Raw genomic sequence first — 21,884 nt, 5'->3', positions numbered from 1 at the left:
TCGCAGCAGGAGGTCGACTCGGCGGTGCAGGAGTTGTTCGTGCGCCTTGGCTGAGATTTCCGGGTGTTTGTTGTCGGGCATGGATGTCTGGGGAGGTCCGGGGATCGGAGGAAGAGGCGGCGGTCGCCGGGGGAGGACGGAGGCAGGCGGCATATAGCACAGCTGTCTCTTTTAGTCAAGCTTCATGCGCGACGCATGCGCAGTTATCGTCCGGACGCAGAGCACCCCGGCCTGCCCTGGGGCAGAGCCGGGGTGCGGTGGGGGGTGTTCCCGCGCTGCGAATCAGTTGTGCGTTTGGTCTCGCTTGACTTCGGCGTCGGCTCGGGTCATCTGCCCGAGGACGCGGCGGTACTCCATGGGGAAGACCTTGACGAAGTTGGTCAGCGCGTTGTCGAAGTCGGCCAGGATGTCGCGGGCGCGTTGCGAGCCGGTGCAGTTCGCATGCTCTTCGAGCAGGCTGCGCAGGCGCTCGATGTCTTCGGGCTCGGTGACGGGGTCGAGGTCGATGGTGTCGAGGTTGCAGTAGCGGTCGAAGAGGTGTTGCTCGTCCCAGACGTAGGCGTAGCCGCCGCTCATGCCCGCACCGAAGTTGTGGCCGGTGGGGCCGAGCACGACGACGCAGCCGCCGGTCATGTACTCGCAGCAGTGGTCGCCCGCGCCTTCAACGACGGCAGCGGCACCCGAGTTGCGGACGGCGAAACGCTCGCCGACTTGGCCGCGTATGAAGACTTTGCCGCCCGTTGCACCGTAGAGCAACACGTTGCCGGCAATCACGTTCTCGCAGGGGACGTAGGTTGTGCCCGCGAAGGGTGTGATGATGATCTTGCCGCCCGAGAGCCCCTTGCCGACGTAGTCGTTGGCCTGCCCCTGCAGGCGGAGGGTGACGCCGTGCGCGAGGAAGGCGCCGAAGCTCTGGCCGGCGGTGCCCGTCATGTTCAGGCAGATGCTCTCGTCGGGCAGGCCGGCGTGACCGTGCTTTTTGGCGATGAGGTACGAGAGGCGCGTGCCGACGGCGCGGTCGGTGTTGCGGACGGTCAGTTCGAGGCTCACGGCTTTGCCTTCGTCGAGGGCGGGCGCGAGCTGCGGCAGGAGGGCTTCGTCGTAGACGGCGCAGCGGTTGCGGTGGTCGGCTCGCCCGTGGACGTTGAGGGCTTCGGGGCGGATGATGCGCGAGAAGTCGAGGTTTTTCGTCTTCCAGTACGCGAGGGCTTTGTCGACGCGCAGCAGGTCGGCGCGGCCGACGGCTTCATCGATGCTGCGCAGGCCGAGCGCGGCGAGGTATTCGCGGGTTTCGCGGGCGACGAAGCGCAGGAAGGTGATGATGTTCTCCGGCTTGCCGCGGTAGCGCTTGCGCAGCTCGGGGTCTTGCGTGGCGACGCCGACGGGGCAGGTGTTTTTGTTGCAGACGCGAGCCATGATGCAGCCCAGCGCGATCATGAGCGAGGTGGCGAAGCCGTACTCTTCCGCGCCCAGCAGGGTGGCGATGATGACGTCGCGCCCGTTTTTGATGAGTCCGTCGGTCTGCAGGCGGATGTTTTCGCGCAGCCCGTTGAGGACGAGCGTCTGGTGCGTTTCGGCGACGCCGAGTTCCCAAGGCATGCCGGCGTATTTGACGGAGGTGAGGGGCGAGGCGCCCGTGCCGCCGTCGTGGCCGGAGACGAGCACCATGTCCGCTCCGCCTTTGGCGACGCCGGCGGCGACGGTGCCGACGCCGACTTCGGAGACGAGTTTGACGCTGACGCGGGCGTCGGGGTTGGCGTTGCGGAGGTCGAAGATGAGTTGGGCGAGGTCTTCGATGGAGTAGATGTCGTGGTGCGGCGGCGGGGAGATGAGGGTGACGCCCGGGGTGGCGTGGCGCACGCGGGCGATTTCTTCATCGACTTTGCCGCCGGGCAGCTGGCCGCCTTCGCCGGGTTTGGCGCCCTGCGCGACTTTGATTTGCAGTTCGCGGGCGTTGGCGAGGTATTCGGCGGTGACGCCGAAGCGGCCGGAGGCGATTTGCTTGATGGCCGAGCAGGTGCTGTCTCCGTTGGGCAGGGGGGTGTAGCGCGCGGGGTCTTCGCCGCCTTCGCCGCTGTTGCTCATCGAGCCGATGCGGTTCATGGCGATGGCGATGGCTTCATGCGCTTCTTTCGAGAGGGCGCCGAAGCTCATGGCGCCCGAGACAAAGCGCTTCATGATGCTTTCTTCGCTCTCGACTTCATCGAGGGAAATGGCTTTGGTCTCCGCAAAGCCGAAGAGGCCGCGCAGGGTGCAGAGGGTCTCGGTGTTTTCGTTGACCATCTCGGAGAAGACTTTGAATTGCGCGTAGTCTTCGTTGCGCAGGGCTTTCTGGAACTGGCCGATGACTTTCGACGTCCAGATGTGTTTCTCGCCGCCGCGCTTCCATTTGTAGAGGCCGGCGTTTTCGAGTTCGGTTTGCGGCTCGAATTGCAGGGCTTTTTTGCGGTTGAGGCGCTCGACGGATTCGGCCGCGATTTCGCTGAGGCCGATGCCGCCGATGCGCGAGGCGGTGCCGGGGAAGAAGCGCTCGACGATGTCGTCTCCCAGACCGATGGCTTCAAAGATTTGGGCGCCTCGGTACGAGCGGAGGGTCGATATGCCCATCTTCGACATGGTTTTGAGCAGGCCGAAGTCGACGGCTTCCAGATAGTTCTCCATGCCCTTGGTCGCCGAGACGGATTCGCTCAGCTTGCCCTCGCGGGCGAGGTTGACGATGGTGCCCAAGGCCAGCCAGGGGCAGACGGCGGTGGCGCCGTAGCCCAGCAGCAGGGCAAAGTGCATGACTTGCCGCGCTTCGCCCGTTTCTGCGATGACGCCCGTGCCGGTGCGCACGCCCATTTCGCGCAGCTTGGCGTTGACGGCGGCGACGGCCAGCAGGCTCGGGATGGGGGCTTCGTTGCCCGAGAGGGTGCGGTCGGAGAGGATGATGATGCGGTAGCCTTTATGGATGGCTTGTTCGGTTTCGCGCTCGAGTTCGGCGAGGCCTTCCTGCAGGCCGTTTTTCGAGAGCGCCGAGAATCCGGTCGAGAGGGTGATGCAGCGGAAGTCGGGCTCTTTGTTGCTCTTGAGCGCTTCGAGGTCGCTCATGGTGAGGATGGGCCGCGCCAGCTTGATGAGTCGCGCCATCTGCGGGGTCTCGTCGAGGATGTTCGCGGGGTTGCCGATGAAGGTGGTCAGCGACATGACGAGCTGCTCGCGTATCGGGTCGATGGGCGGGTTGGTGACTTGCGCGAACTGCTGCTTGAAGTAGTTGAAGAGCAGCTGCGGCCGCTCGGAGAGGACGGCGAGCGCGGCGTCGTTGCCCATGGCGTAGACGGGGTCGTGCCCGCTGTTGGCCATGGGCATGATGAAGTGCTCGAGTTCGTCTTGCGTGTAGCCGAAGAGGACTTGGCGCGAGAAGATTTGGTTGGGGTTGACTTCGGGCGCGTTGACGCTGTCAAAGAAGCCGTGGATTTTGATGCGGTTCTCTTGGCACCAGCGGCGGTAGGGTCGGCGGCGTGCGACGCGGGTTTTGATTTCGGCGCTGTAGCTGATGTGGCGGCGGGCGAAGTCGATCCAGATGATGTCTCCGGGGGTGAGGCAGCCGCGTTTGATGACGTGGGCGGGGTCGGTGTCGAGCACGCCGGCTTCGCTCGCGAGAATGAACAGTCCGTTGTCGTCGAGTTCGTAGCGAGCGGGTCGCAGGCCGTTGCGGTCGACGATGGCGCCGGCGCCGAGGCCGTTGCTGAAGCAGACGGCGGACGGGCCGTCCCACGGTGCCATGAAGCCGGAGTGGTAGTCGTAGAAGCCGCGCAGGTCTTCGCCGATGAAGTATCGGCTGCCGAAGGCTTGCGGCACGAGCATCATCATGCTGTGCGGCAGGCTGCGCCCGCCGGTGACGAGGAGTTCGAGGGCGTTGTCAAGGCTGGCCGAGTCGCTCTGCCCGGCGGGGATGACGGGCAGGATTTTGGCGATGTCGTCGCCGAAGAGGGGGCTGGCGAGGTTGCTCTCAAGCGCACTCATTTGGTTGAGGTTGCCGCGCAGGGTGTTGACTTCGCCGTTGTGGGCCATGTAGCGGAAGGGGTGCGCGAGCGGCCAGCTCGGGAAGGTGTTGGTGGAGTAGCGCTGGTGCACGATGGCCAGGCAGCTCTTGAAGCGGTCGTCGGCGAGGTCCGCGTAAAAGAGCGGCAGTTGCGGCGCGAGCAGAAGTCCTTTGTAGACGATGGTGCGCGAGGAGAGAGAGGGGATGTAGAAGCGGTCGCCGAGCTTCGGTTGCTCGCGGGCAACACCGTGCTCGATGACGCGGCGCAGGATGTAGAGGCGCCGCTCGAGTTCGTCGCCGCTGAGCTCTTTGTTCTGCGGCGCGATGAAGCATTGCTCGATGAGAGGGGCGCTCTCGCGGGCAAGGCGGCCGATTTTGCTCTCGTCGACGGGCACTTCTCGCCAGCCGAGAAAGTCGAAGCCTTCGGCGCTGACGGCTTCTTCAACTTTGGCGCGGCAGACGGCACAGGGGACTTTCTCCTTGGGTAAAAAGAACATGCCGACGGCGTAGTGTCCGGCGGCAGGTAGTTTGAACTTCGTGACGGCTGAGAAGAATTCATGGGGAATCTGCATCAGCATGCCGGCGCCGTCGCCCGTTTCGGGGTCGCAGCCGGTGGCGCCTCGGTGCAGAAGTCTCTCAAGGATGGTGATGCCCTTCTCAATGATGCTGTGGGAGGCGCGACCGAGGGTGTCGACGACCATGCCGACGCCGCAGGCGTCATGCTCTTGAGCGGGATCATACAGGCCCTGAGCCTGAGGATAATATGCACTTGTACTCACTGGCGTTGTCTGGTTATGGGGTTGGCAGGCATCCACAGCATTGCCTGCGGGGGCGAGAGTAGCACAGAGGGGGCCTTTTTGCAATCAAAATTTGAGGGTTAGGGCTCTATCCCCTACTGCTAAACAAGGATTTCGAGGCGTCGCGAGTTTGTGCGCCGTGTTTCGCGCCCGCGTCGGAGTCGGCGCCGGAACGAGGGGTGGCCGAATAGGAGGGACGGCCGGAAAGGAGGGAGAAGTCGGGAAGGGAGGGCAGGGGAAGGAGGGGAGGCCGGAAACAAAGACTCCCCCGCAGGGGCATGCCTGCGGGGGAGTGAAGGGGCTTTGGCGGGAATCCGATGCCCATGCCGCTCTGCTGTTCGCGAGGCGACGGGGCTCGGCGTCCCGTTAGTTCTGCGCGGCTTGTTTGAGCTGCAGGGATTCGTCGCCGAACGAGATGCCGATTTCCTTGGCGGCGGTGACGATCTGGCTCTGGATGTCGACCAGATGCAGGGTTCTGACGGCTTCTTCGATGGGCATGGACACCATGTCGTTGCGGCTCAGCGCGACGGTGTCGCCGAACTTGCCCTCTTCGATGAGGTCGATGGCCTTGGCTCCGCAGCGCACGCCGAGCACGCGGTCGAAGGGAATGGGGTCGCCGCCGCGCTGGATGTGACCGAGCACGCAGTAGCGGGTTTCGATGCCGGTGAGGGTTTCGAGCTTGGTCGAGAGGAAGGCGGCGATGCCGCCGAGGCGTACCTCGCCCTTCGTCTCTTCATCGAGGGTGAGCAGCTTGCCGCCGATGCGGGCGCCTTCGCTGACCACGACGATGATTTCTCGCTGCCCCAGTGCCTTGAGCAGTTCAACCTTGCGCACGATGTCCTCGAGCGTGAACTCGATTTCCGGCAGCAGGATGACGTCGGCACCGCCGGCGATGCCGCCGTAGAGGGCGATCCATCCGGCATGGCGACCCATCACCTCGACGACCATCATGCGCTGGTGTGAGAAGGCGGTGGTGCGCAGGCGATCGAGGTTTTCGCTCACGACGGAGACGGCCGTCCAGAAGCCGAAGGTGTAGTCGGTGGCGCCGAGGTCGTTGTCGATGGTTTTGGGCACGCCGACGATGGGCAGGCCGATGTGGCGCAGCTCCAGACCGATGGTTTGGGAGCCGTCGCCGCCCACGACGATGAGCGCTTTGAGGTCGAGCCTCTCGACGGTTTCTTTGCTGCGGCGCAGAACGTCGTCTGCAATCTGCAGGCGGCCGCCCACACCGCTTTTGACCGTGAAGTTGCCTTTGTTGACCGTGCCCAGAATGGTGCCGCCGGTTGAGCGGATGTTGTGGCAGTTCTGGGGGGTGAGGATGCGATAGCGTTCGTTTTCGGGGGTGGAGAGCAGACCCTCAAAGCCATCGTAGAAGCCGTAGACGGTCCAGCCGCGGGCAGAGGCGGCGGCAACGGCGCCTTCAATCACTGCGTTGAGCCCGGGGCAGTCGCCGCCGGCGTTGAGAATACCGATGTTCATGAGTTATCTGGTGGGGGTGTGGGTGGATGTGGAGGTGGTATTGTTGCTCGGCATGAGGATGAACTCCTCCCTCTTCGAGGTGTCACTGGTGAGCTGCCAATTGCGCCATTCCTGCCAACCGTCGCGCATGAAGTTGTTGGCAAGGGCGTAGCGCTGCTGCGGAGAGGGCATGCCCAGAATGACGATAAGCAGTCGCTGGGCGTAGGTCGAATCTCTGCCCGTCAAGGGGTTGGGCAGTTTGATCGAGGCGCGTCGCGCCGTGGCCAGCAGGCAGCAGCCGGCACTCTGCGAGCGCGCGGCCTTGATGCCGTCCACCGCTTCGCCCGATGAGAGCATGCGGTTGGTGTTGATGACGTTGCGCTGCTTGGTCGCGCCGTCGGGCATGTAGATGCTCACCTGGGCGCTGCGCTGCGAGCAGATGGTGCGCAGGGTCGTGTTGTCGATGGCGTACATGGAGAGGACGGCCATGTCCCTCGCCGTCGACTGCGAGATGGTGGCGCCGCTGGGGCCCTTGAACACGGTTGAATCCATCTTCAGCGAGCCGCGTGCCAAGCGGTTCATCTGTGTAGTGAAGGCGCCGATGGGATCGCTCGGGCTGATGACGGAGCCGCAGGCGTATGCCAAGGTGATGGCCGCGCTGCTGTCGTCCCAGAGCAGCGCGGAGTAGAGCGCGTCTCTCAGGGTGAGCCGAGCCCCGGGCACCAGACCGAGCAGGTTGGTGTTGGGGTGCTCAAGCACTTGCATCGGGGCGGTGATGAGCGTGTCGAGACTCACATTCTGCTGCGAGACCCAGTCGAGCACGACGGCAGCGGTGACGACGTTGGCCAGCATGCCGATCGGGCGGCGCTCATTGGCGTTGGACGAGTACAGGATGCGCCCCGTCGAGACTTCGAGGGCTAGGTAACTCGGCTGTGGCGCCTGAGGCGGAGCCTGGCCGACCGTACCGGCGCAGGAGCTGAACAGCAGCCCGGCAAGCCCGAGAACGGCGGCTTTGATGCGGAGGGGGGTCATGATGCCGATTTGCTGCTCTTGCGCGTCGTTTTCGCGGTGGGACGGCTGCCGTTCAGCGCACCGGGCTCACGGTCGCCGAAGATGATGCCCAAGTCGCGAGCCGTTTGCACAATCTGGCTGTCCGGCTGCACGAGACGCGGCTTCCTGACGGCTTCGTCGATGGTGACGGTGCCCACGTTGAGTCCCTCCAGAACAATGGAGGTGCCGAATTTTTTCTCTTCGATGAGCCGCACGGCTTCGACGCCGAAGCGGATGCCGAGGATGCGATCGAAGGCGCAGGGCGAGCCGCCGCGCTGGGTGTGCCCGAGCACGCAGTATCGCGTCTCGATACCGGTGAGCTCTTCAAGCTCGCGTGCGAGGCGGTTGCCGATGCCGCCGAGGCGCTCATCGCCGTTCTCGGTGTTGCGGACGGTGACGAGCTGGCCGTTGATGCGCGCGCCTTCGGCGACGACGACGATGATTTCGCGCTGTCCGTTCGCCTTGCGGGTCTTGATGCAGTCCACGACCTTGTTGAGGTCAAACTCAATTTCGGGGATGAGCACGACGTCGGCAGCGGACGAGATGCCGCTGTGCAGCGCGATCCACCCCGAGAGGTTGCCCATCACCTCGATGACCATCATGCGCTGGTGCGAGTTGGCCGTCGTGCGGATGCGGTCGATGGATTCGGTGACGACGGAGACGGCGCTCTGGAAGCCGAAGGTGTAGTCCGAGGCGATGCAGAGGTCGTTGTTGATGGTCTTGGGAATGCTGATGACCGGCAGCCCTTCTTCCGAGAGCAGTTGCGCCGTCTTGGCCGAGCCGTCACCACCGATGACGACCAGAGCCTGAAGCCCCAGAGCGGTGATGGTCTTTTTGGCCTTCGCCATGACGTCTTTATCAATGGAGGCGCGCCCGACCTTGTTCGTGCGGACGTTGAAGTTGCCGGTGTTCGTCGTGCCGAGGATGGTGCCGCCGACCGAGCGAATCTTGTGCGTCTTGATCGGGGTGAGAATCTCATAGCGGCGCCCGCCCGCAACCGGGAGCAGACCTTCGAAGCCGTCGTGGAAACCGATCACGCGCCAGCCCCGCCGGTAGGCTGAAGTGACGAAACCTTCAATGACTGCGTTGATGCCGGGACAATCGCCGCCGGAGTTGAGGATGCCGATAATCATGGATGTGACGTGTGTGTGGAAGAAGGGTGAAGGTGTTTATTTGCAGGGCTTGGCCGCCGGAATGGCTCCGAAGTAGTGGGCGCAGTTCCAAAGGGCGCGGGGGTGGTGGAAGAAGGATTTCCACATGCTGCCCTTGAGGCCGTTGGCCGGGGAGCCGTCGCGCTCGCAGTAGCCGTACCATTCGCCGTGCTCGTGGTCTTGAAGGTGCTCAAAGGCCCAGTCGTGCACGCGCTGATGCCACTGCGCGTATTTCTCATCACCTGTCATGACGTAGGCGAGGCAGGTGCCGATGAGGGCTTCGTCGTGCGGCCACCAGAACTTCATGTTGTGCCAGTACTCCTGCACGGGGCCGCCGAAGACGTCCGTGTAATAGAGCAGCCCGCCGAACTTCGGATCCCAGCCGCGGGCGAGCGACCAGTCGATCATCTTGCAACCCGTCTCGATGAGGGCGGGATCGTTGCCGCGCAGCCGAGCTTCCTCGAGGATGAACCAGCCGCCCTCGATGGCGTGGCCGGGGTTCTGCGTGCGCTCGTCAAAGTGGTCGATGATGGAGCCGTCGGGGGCGACGTTCTCGAGCACGGCCTTGATGTCCTCCTTCATGAAGAGGCGGCGCAGGTCGTCGATGCAGCGGTCGATCCATGCCGTGTAGGTGCCGTCGGCGTCGCCGAGGTATTTGCGCATCTCTTGGCAGGTCACCAGCATGATCATGCGGCAGCCCAGATTTTCGGAGGGGCGCAGACCCGTCGTCTTGGGCTGCATCTTGCCCGGCGTAAAGAAGATGTCGGCAAAGATGTCAAACCAATGGCGGGCGCGCTCGGCGCTGCGGGGATTGCCCGTCGCGCCGTAGTGAGCCGCGCAGGCGATGGCGGCGAAGCATTCGCTGTAGGCGTAGCGGCGCTTGCGTATCGGGGTGCCTTCTGCCGTGACGTGGAAGTACATGCGGCCGTCAGCGGGGTCGACGCATTTTTCTTCGAGGAAGCGGATGGCGCTTTCGGCGTATTCGAGCCACTGCGGGCGCTTCTCGATGCTGTTGTGGCAGGTGAGGAGCATCCACGCCATGCGGCCCTGCGCCCAGACGTTCTTGTCGCTGTCCACCAGCGTGCCGTCGGCGTCAAAACAGTGGTAGAGGCCGCCGTTGACCGTGTCGACCGCACGGGGAAACCAGAAGGGCTCGACCTCGTTGAGTAACTTGTCGCGGTAGAATTGCCCGAGTGCTTGCGTGTCCATGATGGCTCGTGTGTTGGCGGGGTTCGTCGCGCTCGTTACTTGTTGATGGCCCAGTCAAAGAAACCGATGGCGCTCAGTTCGTCGCGCAGCTGTTTCAGCGTTGCCTGATCGGGGGTGCCCATGGGCAGGCGAGCCGGGCCGAGGTCGACGCCCCACCAGCCCATGATGGCCTTGCAGCAGCCCATGTAGCCCTTGGAGGCGATGATGTTGATCATCTTGACGGAGAGCTGCTGGAGGCGGCGAGCCTCGGCGATGTCCCCCGCCTCAAAGGCGCGGATGATGTCCTGATAAAGCTTGGGCGCGTAGTTGAAGGAGGAGCCGACGCCGCCCTTGGCTCCGGTGGCCAGAGCCCCGAGGAACCACTCGTCAACACCCCACGGGCAGTCGTACTTGCCGCCTTCGTAGTTGAGCGCCTCGATGTAGAGGGCGAGGTCGGGGTTGGTGAACTTGAGCCCGCAGAAGTTCGGGATCTTCTTTGCCGCGGCCTCCATGAACTTGCAGGGGTTGAAGGACACGTGGGTGAGCGCAGGGATGTCGTAGAAGTAATAGGGCAGATCCGGGGCGCCCGAGGCCTCAAAGGCGCAGCAGTCGACCAGCGCGTCGAGGCTGCCCGGCTTGAAGTAGCAGGGGGAGTTGCTGGCCGTGGCGGCCGCGCCGCACTTGACGGCGTACTCCGCCAGCTCGCGCCCGTCATAGACGCTGTTGCCGCCGGTGTGGACGACGAAGCGGATGCCGTGCTTGGCTCCGGCTTCGCCCCAAGCGGCCATGTTTTCCTTGCGTTCCGCCAGCTGCATGTGGGCGGATTCGCCCGTCGAACCGGTGATGAAGGCGAGCTTGATGCCCTGAGAGGCCAGGAAGGCGGCCTGTGCATCGACAGCGTCGGGATTGCACGAGCCATCCGCCTTCATGGGGGTGTGGGTGGCCGCAACGAGACCGTGAAGTTTCAGTGAGGTGTCCATAGTGTTGCAAAAAATGTGCGGGCACAGATGCCCTATCGGCATCATAATGCAGCAAGAGCCTGTTATCAAGCTCTTTTTCGCCTGTTCGGCAGAATTTCCGAGCGGGCGGAGCAGCGGCGCGGCCTTTCCGCTCCCTTCGCTGCATGCGCTTCTTTTCTCGGGTGCGCGGCGGGCGTTTTTTTATTGCAGCGGGGCGTTTTCTGTGCTAGAGTGCCGCGAGTAAGACATTATTCGTATATGACAGATCACACGATCAGAGGCAGAAAGGTTTTTGAGGACGAGATTGAGGCGCTCAAGGTGATTGCCGCCCGTCTCGACGACAGTTTCACCCGGGCCGTGGAGGCGCTGCGCCTGGCCATTGACGGTGGTCACAAGATTATCATTGTGGGTGTGGGCAAGAGTGGTCTCGTCGGTGAGAAGATTGCCGCGACCCTGACGTCGACGGGCGCTCCCTCCATCGTTCTCGATTCCATGAATGCGCTGCACGGCGACCTCGGTATCGTGCAGGACGGTGACGCCTGTATTGCGATGTCGTTTTCGGGCGAGACGGCGGAGCTGCTCACGCTCATGCCCTTCCTCAAGCGCTACGATATGACGATTATCGGCATGACGGGCAAGCCGGGCTCGACGCTCGGCCAGCTCTCTGATGTCGTGCTGGATACGGCGGTTTCTCACGAGGCCTGCCCGCTGAATCTCGCCCCGACGTCTTCGTCGACGGCGATGCTGGTGATGGGCGATGCTCTTGCCATGGCGCTGCTGGAGGCGCGCCACTTCACCAAGGAGGATTTCGCCCGCAGCCACCCCGGCGGTTCGCTCGGCCGCGCTCTTCTGACTCGCATCAGCGACATTATGCGCCGCGAGTTCGCCAAGTTGCCCGAGACGGCTACGGTGGCGGAGTGCATCATCGCCATGACGGCGGCGCGCGCCGGTGCCTGCGTGCTGACGCATGAGGACGGCACGCTCGCCGGCGTCTTCACGCACGGTGACTTTGCCCGCGCCTACCAGCAGGATGAGTTCTGCGGCAAGAAGCCCGTGGCTGCTCTCATGACGAAGAATCCCGTCTACGTCGAGGCCGACAAGCTGGCCATCACCGCCGTCAAGACGCTGCGCGACCGCCGCATTGATGATCTCGTCGTGCTCGATGCACAGCGCGTTCCCGTCGGCCTGATCGATACGCAGGATCTGGTGCGCCTCAAACTCATCTGACGGCTGCGCGGCCGCCTCGCGCCGCTCCGAATGCCTGCCCCTTGAATGCAAAAAATTGATTCAAGGCACATTTTAGGCTTGCATTCCGTGCGGAAAAGGTGCATCATACGCCCCGCTTTACTGAATAAGCCCGATATCTTACATCAATCACAGTTATGAGAAAGTACGAAGCACTGATCGTCCTGAATATGAAGGGATCTGCCACGCTTGACGAGCTGACCGCCGCGATGACGGAGAAGCTTGAGTCCGTTGGCGCCAAGGTTACCGAGACCAAGAACCTGGGTCGCCGTGAGTTCGCTTATGAGTCCGACCACCAGAAGTTCGGTCAGTACATGAGCTTCTCCTTCGAGGCTGAGCCCTCCGTCCCGCGTGCTGCTCGCGAGGCTCTGTCCATCGACGATCGCGTCCACTACCAGTACTACCGCGTCAAGTAAGGGCTCGCTTCAGTATCTGCACCTTTCACAGGAGCTTTCCGTTTCGGGAGGCTCCTGATTTTTTTGTGTGTGGGCGCCACGGCGGGCTCGATCGCGATTTCGGCTCGGCGTGCAGCCGTCCTGCAAGCCGGCGTGCGGCCGTCCTGCAAGCGGCGATGAGCCCCGGGGCGGGGCGCGGCCTCAGCAGAGGGCGGAACAGAGCTCGCGGAGCTGAGCGAGGCCCCGCGCCGGGCGCAGCCATTCGGGGCGAGAGAGGGAAGCGGCTTCAATCGCGCGTCGCCACGCGACGGGCAGGGCACGCAGACCGAAGCGCGCACCGAGCAGGGCTCCCGCAATGGCGGCGTTGGTATCCGTGTCGCCGCCTCGGGCGACGAGACGGCAGAGCGCGGGGGCGACGGCTTCGGCGTCCGGGGTCGTCAGCAGCAGCCTGAAGGCTGACTGAAAGGCGATTTCGACCCAGCCGGCATGGTCCTCATAGTCCGGCTCGCCCATGCGGGCGGCGGCGAGGCGCAGCTCGAGTTCGCGGTCGCCGAGGCGGCGGGAGCGCGCGACGGCCGCCGCGATGATGTTTTCGGTTGCCTCTCCCTGCATGGCGAGGCGCAGCGCTTCGACAAAGATGATGTTGGCGCAGGCACAGCGGGGGTGCACATGCGTGAGCGCGGCATCCTGCGCGGCGGCCTTCTGCCAGTCGAGCTCCGGATGCAGCAGGGAAAAGGCAGCGATCGGGGCAACGCGCATCAGCGCCCCGTTGGCCTGAGACTGAGGCTGCGCCTGCCCGCAGAGCGCGGATGCCGTGGTGAGGCCGACGGAGGGCGGATCCGTCGCGAGCCAGCGGCGGTAGGCGGCCAAGGCATCGGCGGCGTTGTAGGTCTTGCAGCGGCAGAGCGAATCGAGCAGGCAGAGAGCCATCTCGCTGTCGTCCGTGACATCTCCCGGAGCGACGTGGGCGGTTGTGCCCCAGCCCTGCTGCATGCCGGGCACAGCGTCGGGGAAGAGCCGCCGCAGGATCTCGGCGGATTTGAACTCGACGGGAGCCCCCAAGGCGTCGCCGCACATCAGCCCCGTAAGGCAGCCCATGATTTTGTCCCTGAGCGCCTCCGCCTTGTGCTCGCCGCTTGCGTCCTCCGCCTTGCCGCCTCCGCCGCAGGCCCCGATCGGATGGTCATGCACAAGCGGGAAATCGTGCGCCAGCGGGTAGTCGGGCACATGAATGAGCTCGACGCCGTATAGCTCGGCAATGGCCGGCGCTTCGGAGGCCGCGTAGTTCTCGCCGTAGTAGATGGTGCGCACGCCATGCGCGCACAGAGCCTGCATGCACGAGGTGCAGGGCATGGTGGTGCAGGCCACGATGCGGGCCTCTCCGCGCTTGAAGAGACTGCACAGGTTGATTTCGGCGTGCATCATGAACTTCTGGCGCTCGTCTCGCGAGGCCCAGAAGCCCTCGGGTGCCGTAAAGCCGGGAAAGAGCCCGTTGTAGGCCGTGCCGATCACGCGGTTGTCTTTGTCGAGAGCGGCGGCGCCCACCTTGCGGTAGGGGTCTTCGGAGCGCAGCGCAGCCACGTGCGCCAAGGCCATCACGTACTCGGGGATGGAAAGTCGGCTCATGGCTTTACTATAGCAGAAAGATGCTGTCAGACAAGGATGAAATAAAGCTCGACACTTGGTGCCGATTCTGCTATACAGCGATGAAATGGGCAAGTTCGTCAATCCTCTGGCCTTTGTGGCGGTGCTTTGCTTCGTCCTCTATCGCTTCGCGGGCATGGCGGTGGACGAGGAGGTGAGTGGTCGCACCGATGCGCTGCTGCTCACGGTTTGCGTGACTCTGTGTTTTGTTTATTTCACGCTGGCGCTGGCTCGCGCGATCGCGCATCGCGGCGGGGCGTCCGGTGCCGTGTGGGGCACGCTTTATCTGCTGACGGCCGCTCTGCTCTTTGTCGGCAGCGGGCGGGGCGCATCAAACGAGGAGCTTTCCGCCGCTTACCGCAGCCATTACGAGGCGTGGAAGAAGGGCGGCGACCCCTGTGCGCCTGATGAAAACGGTGAGTCTCTGCTCACGCTGGCGGCGAGCCTCGGCAAGATTGACCTGCTGGAGCGCTTGTTGAATGCGGAGGCGGAGATCCCGGTGGAGATGAAGCGCAAGGCGGCTCTGCTCGCAGCGGAAAATCGCCGCAGCAAGAGTTTGGAGTTGTTGCTGCGCTCGGGCGTCGGCGTCAACGACGCAGTGGAGGGCAGCACACTGCTCTGTGCGGCGGCTCTGTCCGGTCATGCCGACATCGTCGAGCAGTTGCTCAAGGCCGGCGCTGATCCCAACCTGGCCGATGCCGATCAATCCACGGCGCTGATTCATGCCGTCATCGCCGATGACCCGATCTGCGTGCGCCTCCTGATGGAAGCCGGCGCCGACCCGACCCACCGCAACAACGACGGACGCGATGCGGCCGGTTACTCCGTCAACTCTCAAATCGACCAACTGCTCAACACCGCCAAGACACCATGAAACGCTTGCTTTTGACCCTTTGCCTCAGCTCCGTCACCGGTGCCGTCTGCCTCGCCGAGGACTTTGTGCTGACGGACTCGACCGTCCTGCCCTCCGCCGAGGTGATCCGCAGCGGCATTGACTTTGTGCAGGTTCGCTTCGACGGCGGCATGCGCAAGGTCAAGGCCGAGCTGCTTCCGCCGGAACTTCAGGAGCGCTTCGAGATGCGCCCCGAAGACGTCAAGGCCCGCCGCGATGCCATCAAGCGGGCCGAAGATGAGCGCCGCGCCCGGCAGCAGGAGAAGGAAGATCAAATCCGCCGCAGCCTTCAGGATGCCGGGCTGCACCCGCGCTACATGACGGGTGCGGACGTGCTGGGGCTTTCCGGCCCGCTCCTGTCGCTCGATGCCCGCGTCGCCGAATATCTCGCCTCGCTCTGGAACAAGCGGGAGGCGGAGCGCCTCGGCCTCGACAATGAGGCGGAGCGCTTCGCGGCGTCCGTCAAAACCTCTCAGCCCTTCTATGAGGACGCCCGCAAGGATTATCTGGAGCGCGAGCGCACGGAAAAAGCCTTCCGCGACAAAATCGAGTCTCTCGAAAGGCAGCTCGACGACGCCAAGGCCGACAACAAACGCCTGCAGCAGGAGATCGCCGACCTGCGCAAGCAAGTCGAGAAGGCCGAGAACAACAGCGGCAACACGACCGTGGTGGTGCCGCCTTCCCGGCCGTCCATCGTGGTGCCGCCCTATTACTACGGCCCGTCCATCGGCCCCGCCCCCATCGTGAGACCCCGCCCGATCGTGCGCCCGAGACCCGTCGTGCGCCCGAGACCCGTCGTGCGCCCTCGTTCGGGCGGCTCTTCGGGGCTGCGCCCGAAGGGAGAGCTGCCCGCCTCCAACAACCCTTCGAATAATCCGCACACCATCCGAAACTGATCGCTGAAGCAAGCCTCGGCGCCCGTCCGGCGCCGAGGCTTCTCGCGTGCGGCTCCGGCGCGCTCGCCCGCTGCGGGGAGGTGCCGGAGCCGGATGGCGGCGGCGATTTTTATGACTGCGCCTTCTTCTTCACCGTATCGAAGCGGCGATCAAAGAGCAGAGCCGCGTTGAAAACGACCAGCACCGAGCCGGCATTGTGCACGAGTGCTCCCGTGATGGGGTTGAGCAGCCCCATGAGGCTCATGGTCACGGCGATGATGTTGATGGTGAGGGAGAGGGCGATGTTGAAGCGAATCGTGTTGATGGTGGCGCGGCCCAACCTCATGAGGTAGGGCAGGCGGGCGAGATCGTTCTGCATCAGCGCAACGTCGGCCGCCTCGGTCGCGATGTCGCTGCCGGGCTTGCTCATGGCGATGCCGACCTGCGCCGTTTTGAGAGCCGGTGCGTCGTTGATGCCGTCGCCGACCATGGCGACGCGGTGCCCTTGTTTCTGCAGCGACTCGATGAGGGCCGCTTTGTCGCCGGGGAGCAGGGAGGCGTGCACGCTGTCGATGCCCACGTCGGCAGCCAGACGGCGCGCCGCCGTCTCGTGGTCGCCGGTGAGCATGATGCGCTTTTGCGTCAGCTCCGCCAGCACGTCCCGCGTTTCAGCCCGCGCGTTGTCGCAGAGAGCCAACAGCCCTTCGAGGCGCCCGTCGCTGCCCAGCAGAACGGTTGCCATGCCTCGGCGGCGCAGCTCATCGAGTTTGGCGCGCTGTTCGTCGCTCAGAGCGACGCCGTTTTCGATCAGAGCCGCTTCGCTGCCGCAGAGCCAGCGCCGCCCCGAGATCTCCGCTTCAACGCCGCGTCCGGCCGTGGCGCGGAAATGCTCGGCGGCGGGAAGCTTGCCGCTGCCCGAAGCGGCGCGCACAATGGCCTGTGCCAGCGGGTGCTCGCTGCCGGTCTCCAGAGCTGCTGCCGTGCGCAGCAGCTCGTCGCGGCTCAGGGATCCCGTGCTGATGACTTCTGCCGTTTCAGGGCGTCCGCAGGTCAGGGTTCCGGTTTTGTCGAAGGCGATCGTATCGACGCGGCCGAGTACTTCCAGCGCTTCGCCTGATTTGATGATGACGCCGTGGCGCGTCGCCTGCCCGATGGCTGCTGCGATGCTCGTCGGCGTGGCCAGCACCAGCGAACAGGGGCAGAAGACCACGAGAACCGTGACGGCGCGCAGCAGTGCCTCATCGTAGCCGTAGCCGTTGAATCGCAGCGCGATGAATCCGGCGAGGGCCAGCAGCATGGCGAAGGGAATCAGCCATTGAGCCCAGCGGTCGGCTTCGCGCTGAATCGGCGCCTGCTTCTCGCCCGCTTCCTGCACGAGGCGAATGAGGCGCTTGAGCGATGAGTCCGAGGCGTCGCGCGTCACCTCGATTTCCAGACAGCCCGCGCCGTTGATGCAGCCGGCGAAGACGGTGTCGTTGACGCCCTTGTCCAAGGGCATCGGTTCGCCCGTCAGAATGGACTGGTCGACCGTGCTTTCGCCTTTCCGAATCACGCCGTCTGCCGGGATGCATTCTCCCGGGCGAACGCGCAGGCGATCCCCGCAGCGCAGGGAGTCCGTCGGCACCAGCTCCTCATCGTCTGCCGCCGCGCTCGGCGCTGCGCTTCGTTCGGCGCGAGCCCTGCGGGCAGCGGCGGCATCATCGGCGAGCGTCGGCACGGAGCAGCAGCTGCCGGACGCCGCAGGCTCTTGTGCAGAGGCTTGAGCGGTGTCTCGAGCAGGGCGGGCATCCGCGGCGCCTCTCCGCTCCTTGCTCCCGCAGCAGCAGCAAGCGCGTTTCGCCTCTGCGGTGCGCAGGCGCCGTGCGAGATCCGGGCTCAGCGCGAGCAGTTCCCGCAAGCCGCGACGGGCTCGCGACAAGGTGCCGCGCTCCAACATCTCGCCGATCGCCATGATGAGGGCAATTTCGCCCGCGGCAAAGTATTGCCCGATGGTCAGCGAAGCGACCATGCCCAGCGAGGTGAGCACCGCCGCGTTCAAGCGGCGCCGCAGAAAGATGACCTCGCTCGCTTTGATGAGAATCGGGACGCCGTTGAGCAGCACGCTGCCCCAAGCCAGAGGAATCAGAGCTTCCGGGCCTCCCAGACTGCCCCACAGACTCAGCCCGAGACAGAGGGCGGAGAGCCCGATGACTTTCCAGCCGTCGAGCCTGTGTTTCCATGTTTGAATTGATTTTAATAGTTGCATAGATGTTTGATTGTTGAGCTTAAAAGTGTCGTTGGTGCAGGGATGGCGGGCGATGATTACTCGTAGATGTGCTCGAGCCCCATGTCGAGAATCTTCAATACATGGTCATCGGCGAGCGAGTAGTAGACGTTTTTGCCGTCGCGCCGCGTGCGGACGAGGTGGCTTTGGCGAAGAATCTTGAGCTGGTGAGAGACGGCTGCCGTGCTCATGTTGAGCATCTCGGCGACGTGGGAGACGCAGAGCTCACCCTGGTGCAGAGCCCAGAGGACTTTGAGGCGGGAGCTGTCGCCGAAGACCTTGAAGAAATCCGCCAGATCGCAGATATCTTCATCGGGCGGAAGCTGCTCGGCCATCTCGGGAGAAAAGCTGTGACACATATTTGAACGGTTGCTTGAATGTTTAATACACCCTGCCGCCCCTCATGGCAAGACCAAAGTGAAAAAAAGGCGCATTTTTTCACTTCCGAGGGCAGGGAGGGAGAAAGGTGAGGCCTGAAAGAGCGGGTTGTGCCCCCCTTGCCGCAGCTTCGGCGGCTCCCTTGACCGACCTCGACCCGACCTCGGCCAGCAGCTCGGCCCGAGCAGGCGCTCGAGCCTTTGTCCGAGCATTGCCCGAGACTTTGCCCGAATAGGCGCTCGAGCCTTTGCCCCGAGCATTGTCCGAGCATTGTCCGAGCATTGTCCGAGCATTGTCCCGAGCCTTTGTCCGAGTCTTTGTCCGAGTCTTTGTCCGAGTCTTTGTCCGAGTCTTTGTCCGAGTATGCGCCCGAGTATGCGCCCGAGCCTTTGTCCGCCCCTCTTGCCGTCGCCTTGGGTTTTACCCTTCTCGGCAGGCGGAATAGGAGGATATTCGGATGATTTTGCTTGCCTTGAACCCGAAACATGCTATTATTCACGCGGATGGGCTCGGACGGCAGCCCCGGAAAACGGACAAGAGACATGAGTATGTTCAAGTATATCGACAAGTTTCTGCTGGTGGCACTGGCGTTCTTCTGCCTGTTTGCATCGGTTTCGTCGGCGCAGGTCACGGCGGAGCCTCGTGCGGTTCGCGGCGGCATTGTGACGGTGCGGATCAACGATATTCCGGAGACGGATCTTGCGAAGGTCAACGGAGAATACAACGTGGACGCCTCTCTCGGAACAATCAAGCTGCCCTACCTCGAAAAGCCGCTCTATGTGGCCGGCAAGACGGCGCGACAGGTCGAGGATTTGATTCGCTCCGAGTACGTGAAACAGCAGATTTACAAGCGCCCCATCGTGCAGGCGACGGTCGTCAACTCCGAGGAGCTCAAGGAGGCGATGGTGCGCTACGTGACGGTGTCGGGCTACGTGCTGAACAAGAAAAACGTTCGGTACCGAGAGGGGATGACGCTGCTGGAGGCGATTCTCGAGTGCGGCGATATCACGGATTACGGCTCGCGCAACATTCAGGTGACGAGGCGCAACGTGACGCGCACTTACGACTACTTCAGCGCGAAGGACAGAAACCTGAAGCTCATGCCCGACGATCAGATCTTCGTTCAGAAGCGCGGCGCCTTTGAAGGACGTCCCGGGTCCGTCGGGCGCTGAGCGCTTTCGTTCATTTGAGTCCGATACCTCGGCCGCGGCGTCGGGGTCTGCTCTACGGGATCGCGATATGGATAGGCGGGCCTTGCTGCTGAGTGTCGGCTACGGTCAGGGGCATCACGCCGCTGCGCGGGCTCTCGCGGAACGTCTCGCCGAGCTGGGTTGGCAGACGCGCACGGCGGATGTCTGCGAGCTGGCGCATCCCCGCCTCTTCAGACTCACCCAGCGCTTTTACCATTTCTGCGTCCGCCGCGCCCCTTGGCTCTGGGGTATCACCTACGCTCAGACGGATACGGCAGACTGGAGTCGGCAGGTGACCCGGCCGATCATCCGCGACTGCACGCGTCAGCTGCGGGATCTGCTGCAGAGCTATCGCCCGCAGATCGTCTTTTGCACCTACCCGCTCTTCGCCTACATGCTCGACTATCTGGCCGAGCGCGAGGGCATGCGCGTCCCCTACGCCCTCGTGGTGACGGATGCGATCGAGATCAGCCGGCCGTGGATGCTCTCCAAGGCGCCTCTCGTGTGCGTCCCGGACGAGTATTCGGCTCACGACGCCGTCGAGCGCTACGCCCTGCCGCAGCATCTTGTCTACGCCACGGGCTTCCCCGTGCGCCGCGATTTTGCGCGCTGCGGCGGCGGGCAGGACGCCCCCGATGAGTCAAATTTGCACATCCTCTACGGCGCCTTTTGCAGCATCAGGAGGTGCCGGGATGAGATCGGTGCCCTGCTGCGCCGCTTCCCCCGCTGCCGACTGACGGTGCTGGCAGGCGAGAGACTCAGGCGCCTGACGGCGGTCTTGAATCAAGCGGGCATCACTGCGGAAGCATCGGGGCGCTTGGTGTTGATGGACGGCACGAAGCGCATGCACGAGCTGTTTGCCCAAGCTCATCTCTATGTGGGCAAGGCGGGGGCGGCAACGGTGTTTGAAGCCTATGCGGCCGAGTTGCCCGTCATCGTCAATTATTCCCTGCCCGGGCAGGAGCAGGGCAACCTCGAGCTGCTGCGCCGCGACGCTTGCGGTCTCTATGCGGAAGGCCCCTCCGATTTGCTGCGCGCCGTCGAACACCTGCTGGAGAATCGGGCCTTGAACTGGCGCCGGATACGGGCTCGCATGCGCGGGCTCAGACGCGCGGAAGGTGCGCCTGCCATCGTCGATCTCGCTCTGAAGCGCTTTGTCTCATGAATGCCTCTTCCGTTCTTCTGGTCGACAACTCCAACACGCGCACGAAATTCATGCTCAGTGTTGACGGCTGCCTGCAGCCGAGTCAGCGCGTGTTGCCGACCGCCTCGATTTCTCCGCCTGCCGTCAGGCGTCTGTTGCACGGCTGGCATTTTGAGAGAGCCGTCATCTGTTCGGTGGTGCCGACGAAGGCCGAGGTGCTGGCACAGAGTGTTGGCGTGCCGGTCTGCCGATTGACGCGAACGGCTCGTCTCAACATCGAGCTGGATTACCCCGGCGTGGCGACTCTCGGCGCGGATCGCATTGCAAACGCCATGGCGGCAGCCGGCTGCCCGCTGCCCTGCGTAGCCGTCGATTTGGGCACGGCCGTGACCTTTGACGTGGTGGTGGAGGGGCCGAACCAACCCCGCTTCATCGGCGGCGTGATCGCTCCCGGCCTCTCGTCGATGACGCAGTATCTGGCGCGCAACACGGCTCAGCTGCCGGCCATCGAGCCCGAGGAGCCCGAGCGCGTCATCGGGCGCAACACCGCCGAAGCGCTGCATGCCGGTACCGTGCTGGGCTACCGCGGTCTGATTCGCGAAATTCTGGCAGGCATCAGCGCCGAGCTGGGCTGCCAACCCTATGTGATTGCGACCGGAGGCGATGCTCCCCTGCTTGCGTCTCAACTGCCGGAGATCACCGAGCTGGATCCGCTGCTGACCTTCCGCGGCATCGCGCTGGCCGGCCGACTCAACCCCTGAGCCCCGCTGCGGCCTCCGCCCGGAGCTTCCGCGAGGGACGGGGCGGGGCTTGCTCGGCCTCTGTGTGTTGCAGTCGCCCGGCGCCCCGCGCCCACCCTAGAGCAAACTCGAAAAAATGAGCTTTCTTCAAATTTGGTGTTGCAAGCCGTTGCGAGCTGAGGTAGAATGGGGGCACTTCAAAACTCAGTCATAAATCTTATGTCCGATAACATCGAATCCCAGGTTAAAGACATCATCGTCGAGCAGCTCGGCGTTGAACCCCAGAAGGTCACCCTCGAGGCTAAGTTCATCGAAGATCTTGGCGCTGACTCTCTCGACATTGTCGAGCTCATCATGGCTTTCGAGGAGAAGTTCTCCATCGAGGTGCCCGAGGACGCCGCTGAGGGTCTCAAGTCCGTTCAGGACGTGATTGACTTCATCAACAAGAGCAAGGCCTGATAGGCTGAGAGCTTTTCAAGAGGCGGCTTCCA

At 63.7% G+C, this 21,884-nt stretch carries 17 protein-coding genes; 8 read left to right on the top strand and 9 right to left on the bottom strand.

Annotation, left to right across the window (positions count from 1 at the left end):
* Positions 1-282 precede the first annotated feature (282 nt).
* From gltB to AC6UAL_RS03105, 6 genes are all read right to left on the bottom strand, one after another.
* Positions 283-4,803 carry a glutamate synthase large subunit gene (gltB, locus tag AC6UAL_RS03130; protein ID WP_500681905.1) on the bottom strand — a complete coding sequence of 1,507 codons (4,521 nt, stop codon included), beginning with the start codon at positions 4,801-4,803 and terminating at the stop codon, positions 283-285.
* 384 nt (positions 4,804-5,187) lie between these two features.
* On the bottom strand, positions 5,188-6,300 hold the full coding sequence (locus AC6UAL_RS03125; protein ID WP_500681904.1) for a 6-phosphofructokinase: 1,113 nt from the start codon (positions 6,298-6,300) through the stop codon (positions 5,188-5,190).
* Positions 6,301-6,303: 3 nt separating this feature from the next.
* Positions 6,304-7,311, bottom strand: coding sequence for a D-alanyl-D-alanine carboxypeptidase family protein (locus tag AC6UAL_RS03120; RefSeq protein WP_500681903.1), 1,008 nt, complete (start codon positions 7,309-7,311; stop codon positions 6,304-6,306).
* Positions 7,308-8,462: a 6-phosphofructokinase gene (locus AC6UAL_RS03115; RefSeq protein WP_500681902.1), complete on the bottom strand. Its 1,155-nt coding sequence runs from the start codon at positions 8,460-8,462 to the stop codon at positions 7,308-7,310. Before AC6UAL_RS03115 ends, AC6UAL_RS03120 begins: the two co-directional genes overlap by 4 nt.
* A 36-nt stretch (positions 8,463-8,498) precedes the next feature.
* Entirely contained in the window at positions 8,499-9,689 is a 1,191-nt protein-coding gene (locus AC6UAL_RS03110) for an AGE family epimerase/isomerase (RefSeq protein ID WP_500681901.1), read from the bottom strand.
* Between the two features lie 35 nt (positions 9,690-9,724).
* On the bottom strand, positions 9,725-10,648 hold the full coding sequence (locus AC6UAL_RS03105; protein ID WP_500681900.1) for a dihydrodipicolinate synthase family protein: 924 nt from the start codon (positions 10,646-10,648) through the stop codon (positions 9,725-9,727).
* Positions 10,649-10,885: 237 nt separating this feature from the next.
* Between AC6UAL_RS03105 and AC6UAL_RS03100 the strand changes: the two genes are divergently transcribed.
* Entirely contained in the window at positions 10,886-11,854 is a 969-nt protein-coding gene (locus tag AC6UAL_RS03100) for a KpsF/GutQ family sugar-phosphate isomerase (protein WP_500681899.1), read from the top strand.
* Positions 11,855-12,009: 155 nt separating this feature from the next.
* Entirely contained in the window at positions 12,010-12,288 is a 279-nt protein-coding gene (locus AC6UAL_RS03095) for a 30S ribosomal protein S6 (RefSeq protein ID WP_500681898.1), read from the top strand.
* A gap of 180 nt (positions 12,289-12,468) precedes the next feature.
* Here AC6UAL_RS03095 and AC6UAL_RS03090 read toward each other — a convergent pair whose 3' ends face one another.
* Positions 12,469-13,893 (bottom strand): ADP-ribosylglycohydrolase family protein, encoded by a 1,425-nt coding sequence (locus tag AC6UAL_RS03090; RefSeq protein ID WP_500681897.1) that lies wholly within the window; start codon positions 13,891-13,893, stop codon positions 12,469-12,471.
* A 58-nt stretch (positions 13,894-13,951) separates the two neighbouring features.
* Between AC6UAL_RS03090 and AC6UAL_RS03085 the strand changes: the two genes are divergently transcribed.
* Together AC6UAL_RS03085 and AC6UAL_RS03080 are read left to right on the top strand one after the other, a co-directional pair.
* The gene (locus AC6UAL_RS03085) at positions 13,952-14,785 is read left to right on the top strand and encodes an ankyrin repeat domain-containing protein (protein ID WP_500681896.1); all 834 of its coding nucleotides are present in this window, start codon (positions 13,952-13,954) and stop codon (positions 14,783-14,785) included.
* Positions 14,782-15,699 carry a hypothetical protein gene (locus AC6UAL_RS03080; RefSeq protein ID WP_500681895.1) on the top strand — a complete coding sequence of 306 codons (918 nt, stop codon included), beginning with the start codon at positions 14,782-14,784 and terminating at the stop codon, positions 15,697-15,699. The genes AC6UAL_RS03085 and AC6UAL_RS03080 overlap by 4 nt, the downstream gene beginning before the upstream one ends.
* A 109-nt stretch (positions 15,700-15,808) precedes the next feature.
* On the opposite strand, the gene AC6UAL_RS03075 is transcribed toward AC6UAL_RS03080, so the two are convergent.
* Together AC6UAL_RS03075 and AC6UAL_RS03070 are read right to left on the bottom strand one after the other, a co-directional pair.
* Positions 15,809-17,923, bottom strand: coding sequence for a heavy metal translocating P-type ATPase (locus AC6UAL_RS03075; protein ID WP_500681894.1), 2,115 nt, complete (start codon positions 17,921-17,923; stop codon positions 15,809-15,811).
* Positions 17,924-17,979: 56 nt separating this feature from the next.
* Positions 17,980-18,300 (bottom strand): ArsR/SmtB family transcription factor, encoded by a 321-nt coding sequence (locus tag AC6UAL_RS03070; RefSeq protein WP_500681893.1) that lies wholly within the window; start codon positions 18,298-18,300, stop codon positions 17,980-17,982.
* A 567-nt stretch (positions 18,301-18,867) separates the two neighbouring features.
* Between AC6UAL_RS03070 and AC6UAL_RS03065 the strand changes: the two genes are divergently transcribed.
* The 4 genes from AC6UAL_RS03065 to AC6UAL_RS03050 all read left to right on the top strand — a co-directional run bounded on the left by AC6UAL_RS03065 (position 18,868) and on the right by AC6UAL_RS03050 (position 21,852).
* Positions 18,868-19,491, top strand: a complete 624-nt coding sequence (locus AC6UAL_RS03065) for a polysaccharide biosynthesis/export family protein (protein ID WP_500681892.1) — start codon at positions 18,868-18,870, stop codon at positions 19,489-19,491.
* A 67-nt stretch (positions 19,492-19,558) separates the two neighbouring features.
* The gene (locus AC6UAL_RS03060) at positions 19,559-20,674 is read left to right on the top strand and encodes an MGDG synthase family glycosyltransferase (RefSeq protein WP_500681891.1); all 1,116 of its coding nucleotides are present in this window, start codon (positions 19,559-19,561) and stop codon (positions 20,672-20,674) included.
* Entirely contained in the window at positions 20,671-21,414 is a 744-nt protein-coding gene (locus AC6UAL_RS03055; RefSeq protein ID WP_500681890.1) for a type III pantothenate kinase, read from the top strand. The genes AC6UAL_RS03060 and AC6UAL_RS03055 overlap by 4 nt, the downstream gene beginning before the upstream one ends.
* A 198-nt stretch (positions 21,415-21,612) precedes the next feature.
* Positions 21,613-21,852 carry an acyl carrier protein gene (locus AC6UAL_RS03050; protein WP_500681889.1) on the top strand — a complete coding sequence of 80 codons (240 nt, stop codon included), beginning with the start codon at positions 21,613-21,615 and terminating at the stop codon, positions 21,850-21,852.
* Positions 21,853-21,884 lie beyond the last annotated feature (32 nt).

It is taken from the genome of Candidatus Parakkermansia intestinigallinarum (genome assembly GCF_944389695.1).
GTDB lineage: Bacteria > Verrucomicrobiota > Verrucomicrobiia > Verrucomicrobiales > Akkermansiaceae > Akkermansia > Akkermansia intestinigallinarum.
This window is presented reverse-complemented; position numbering and strand designations above follow the sequence as displayed.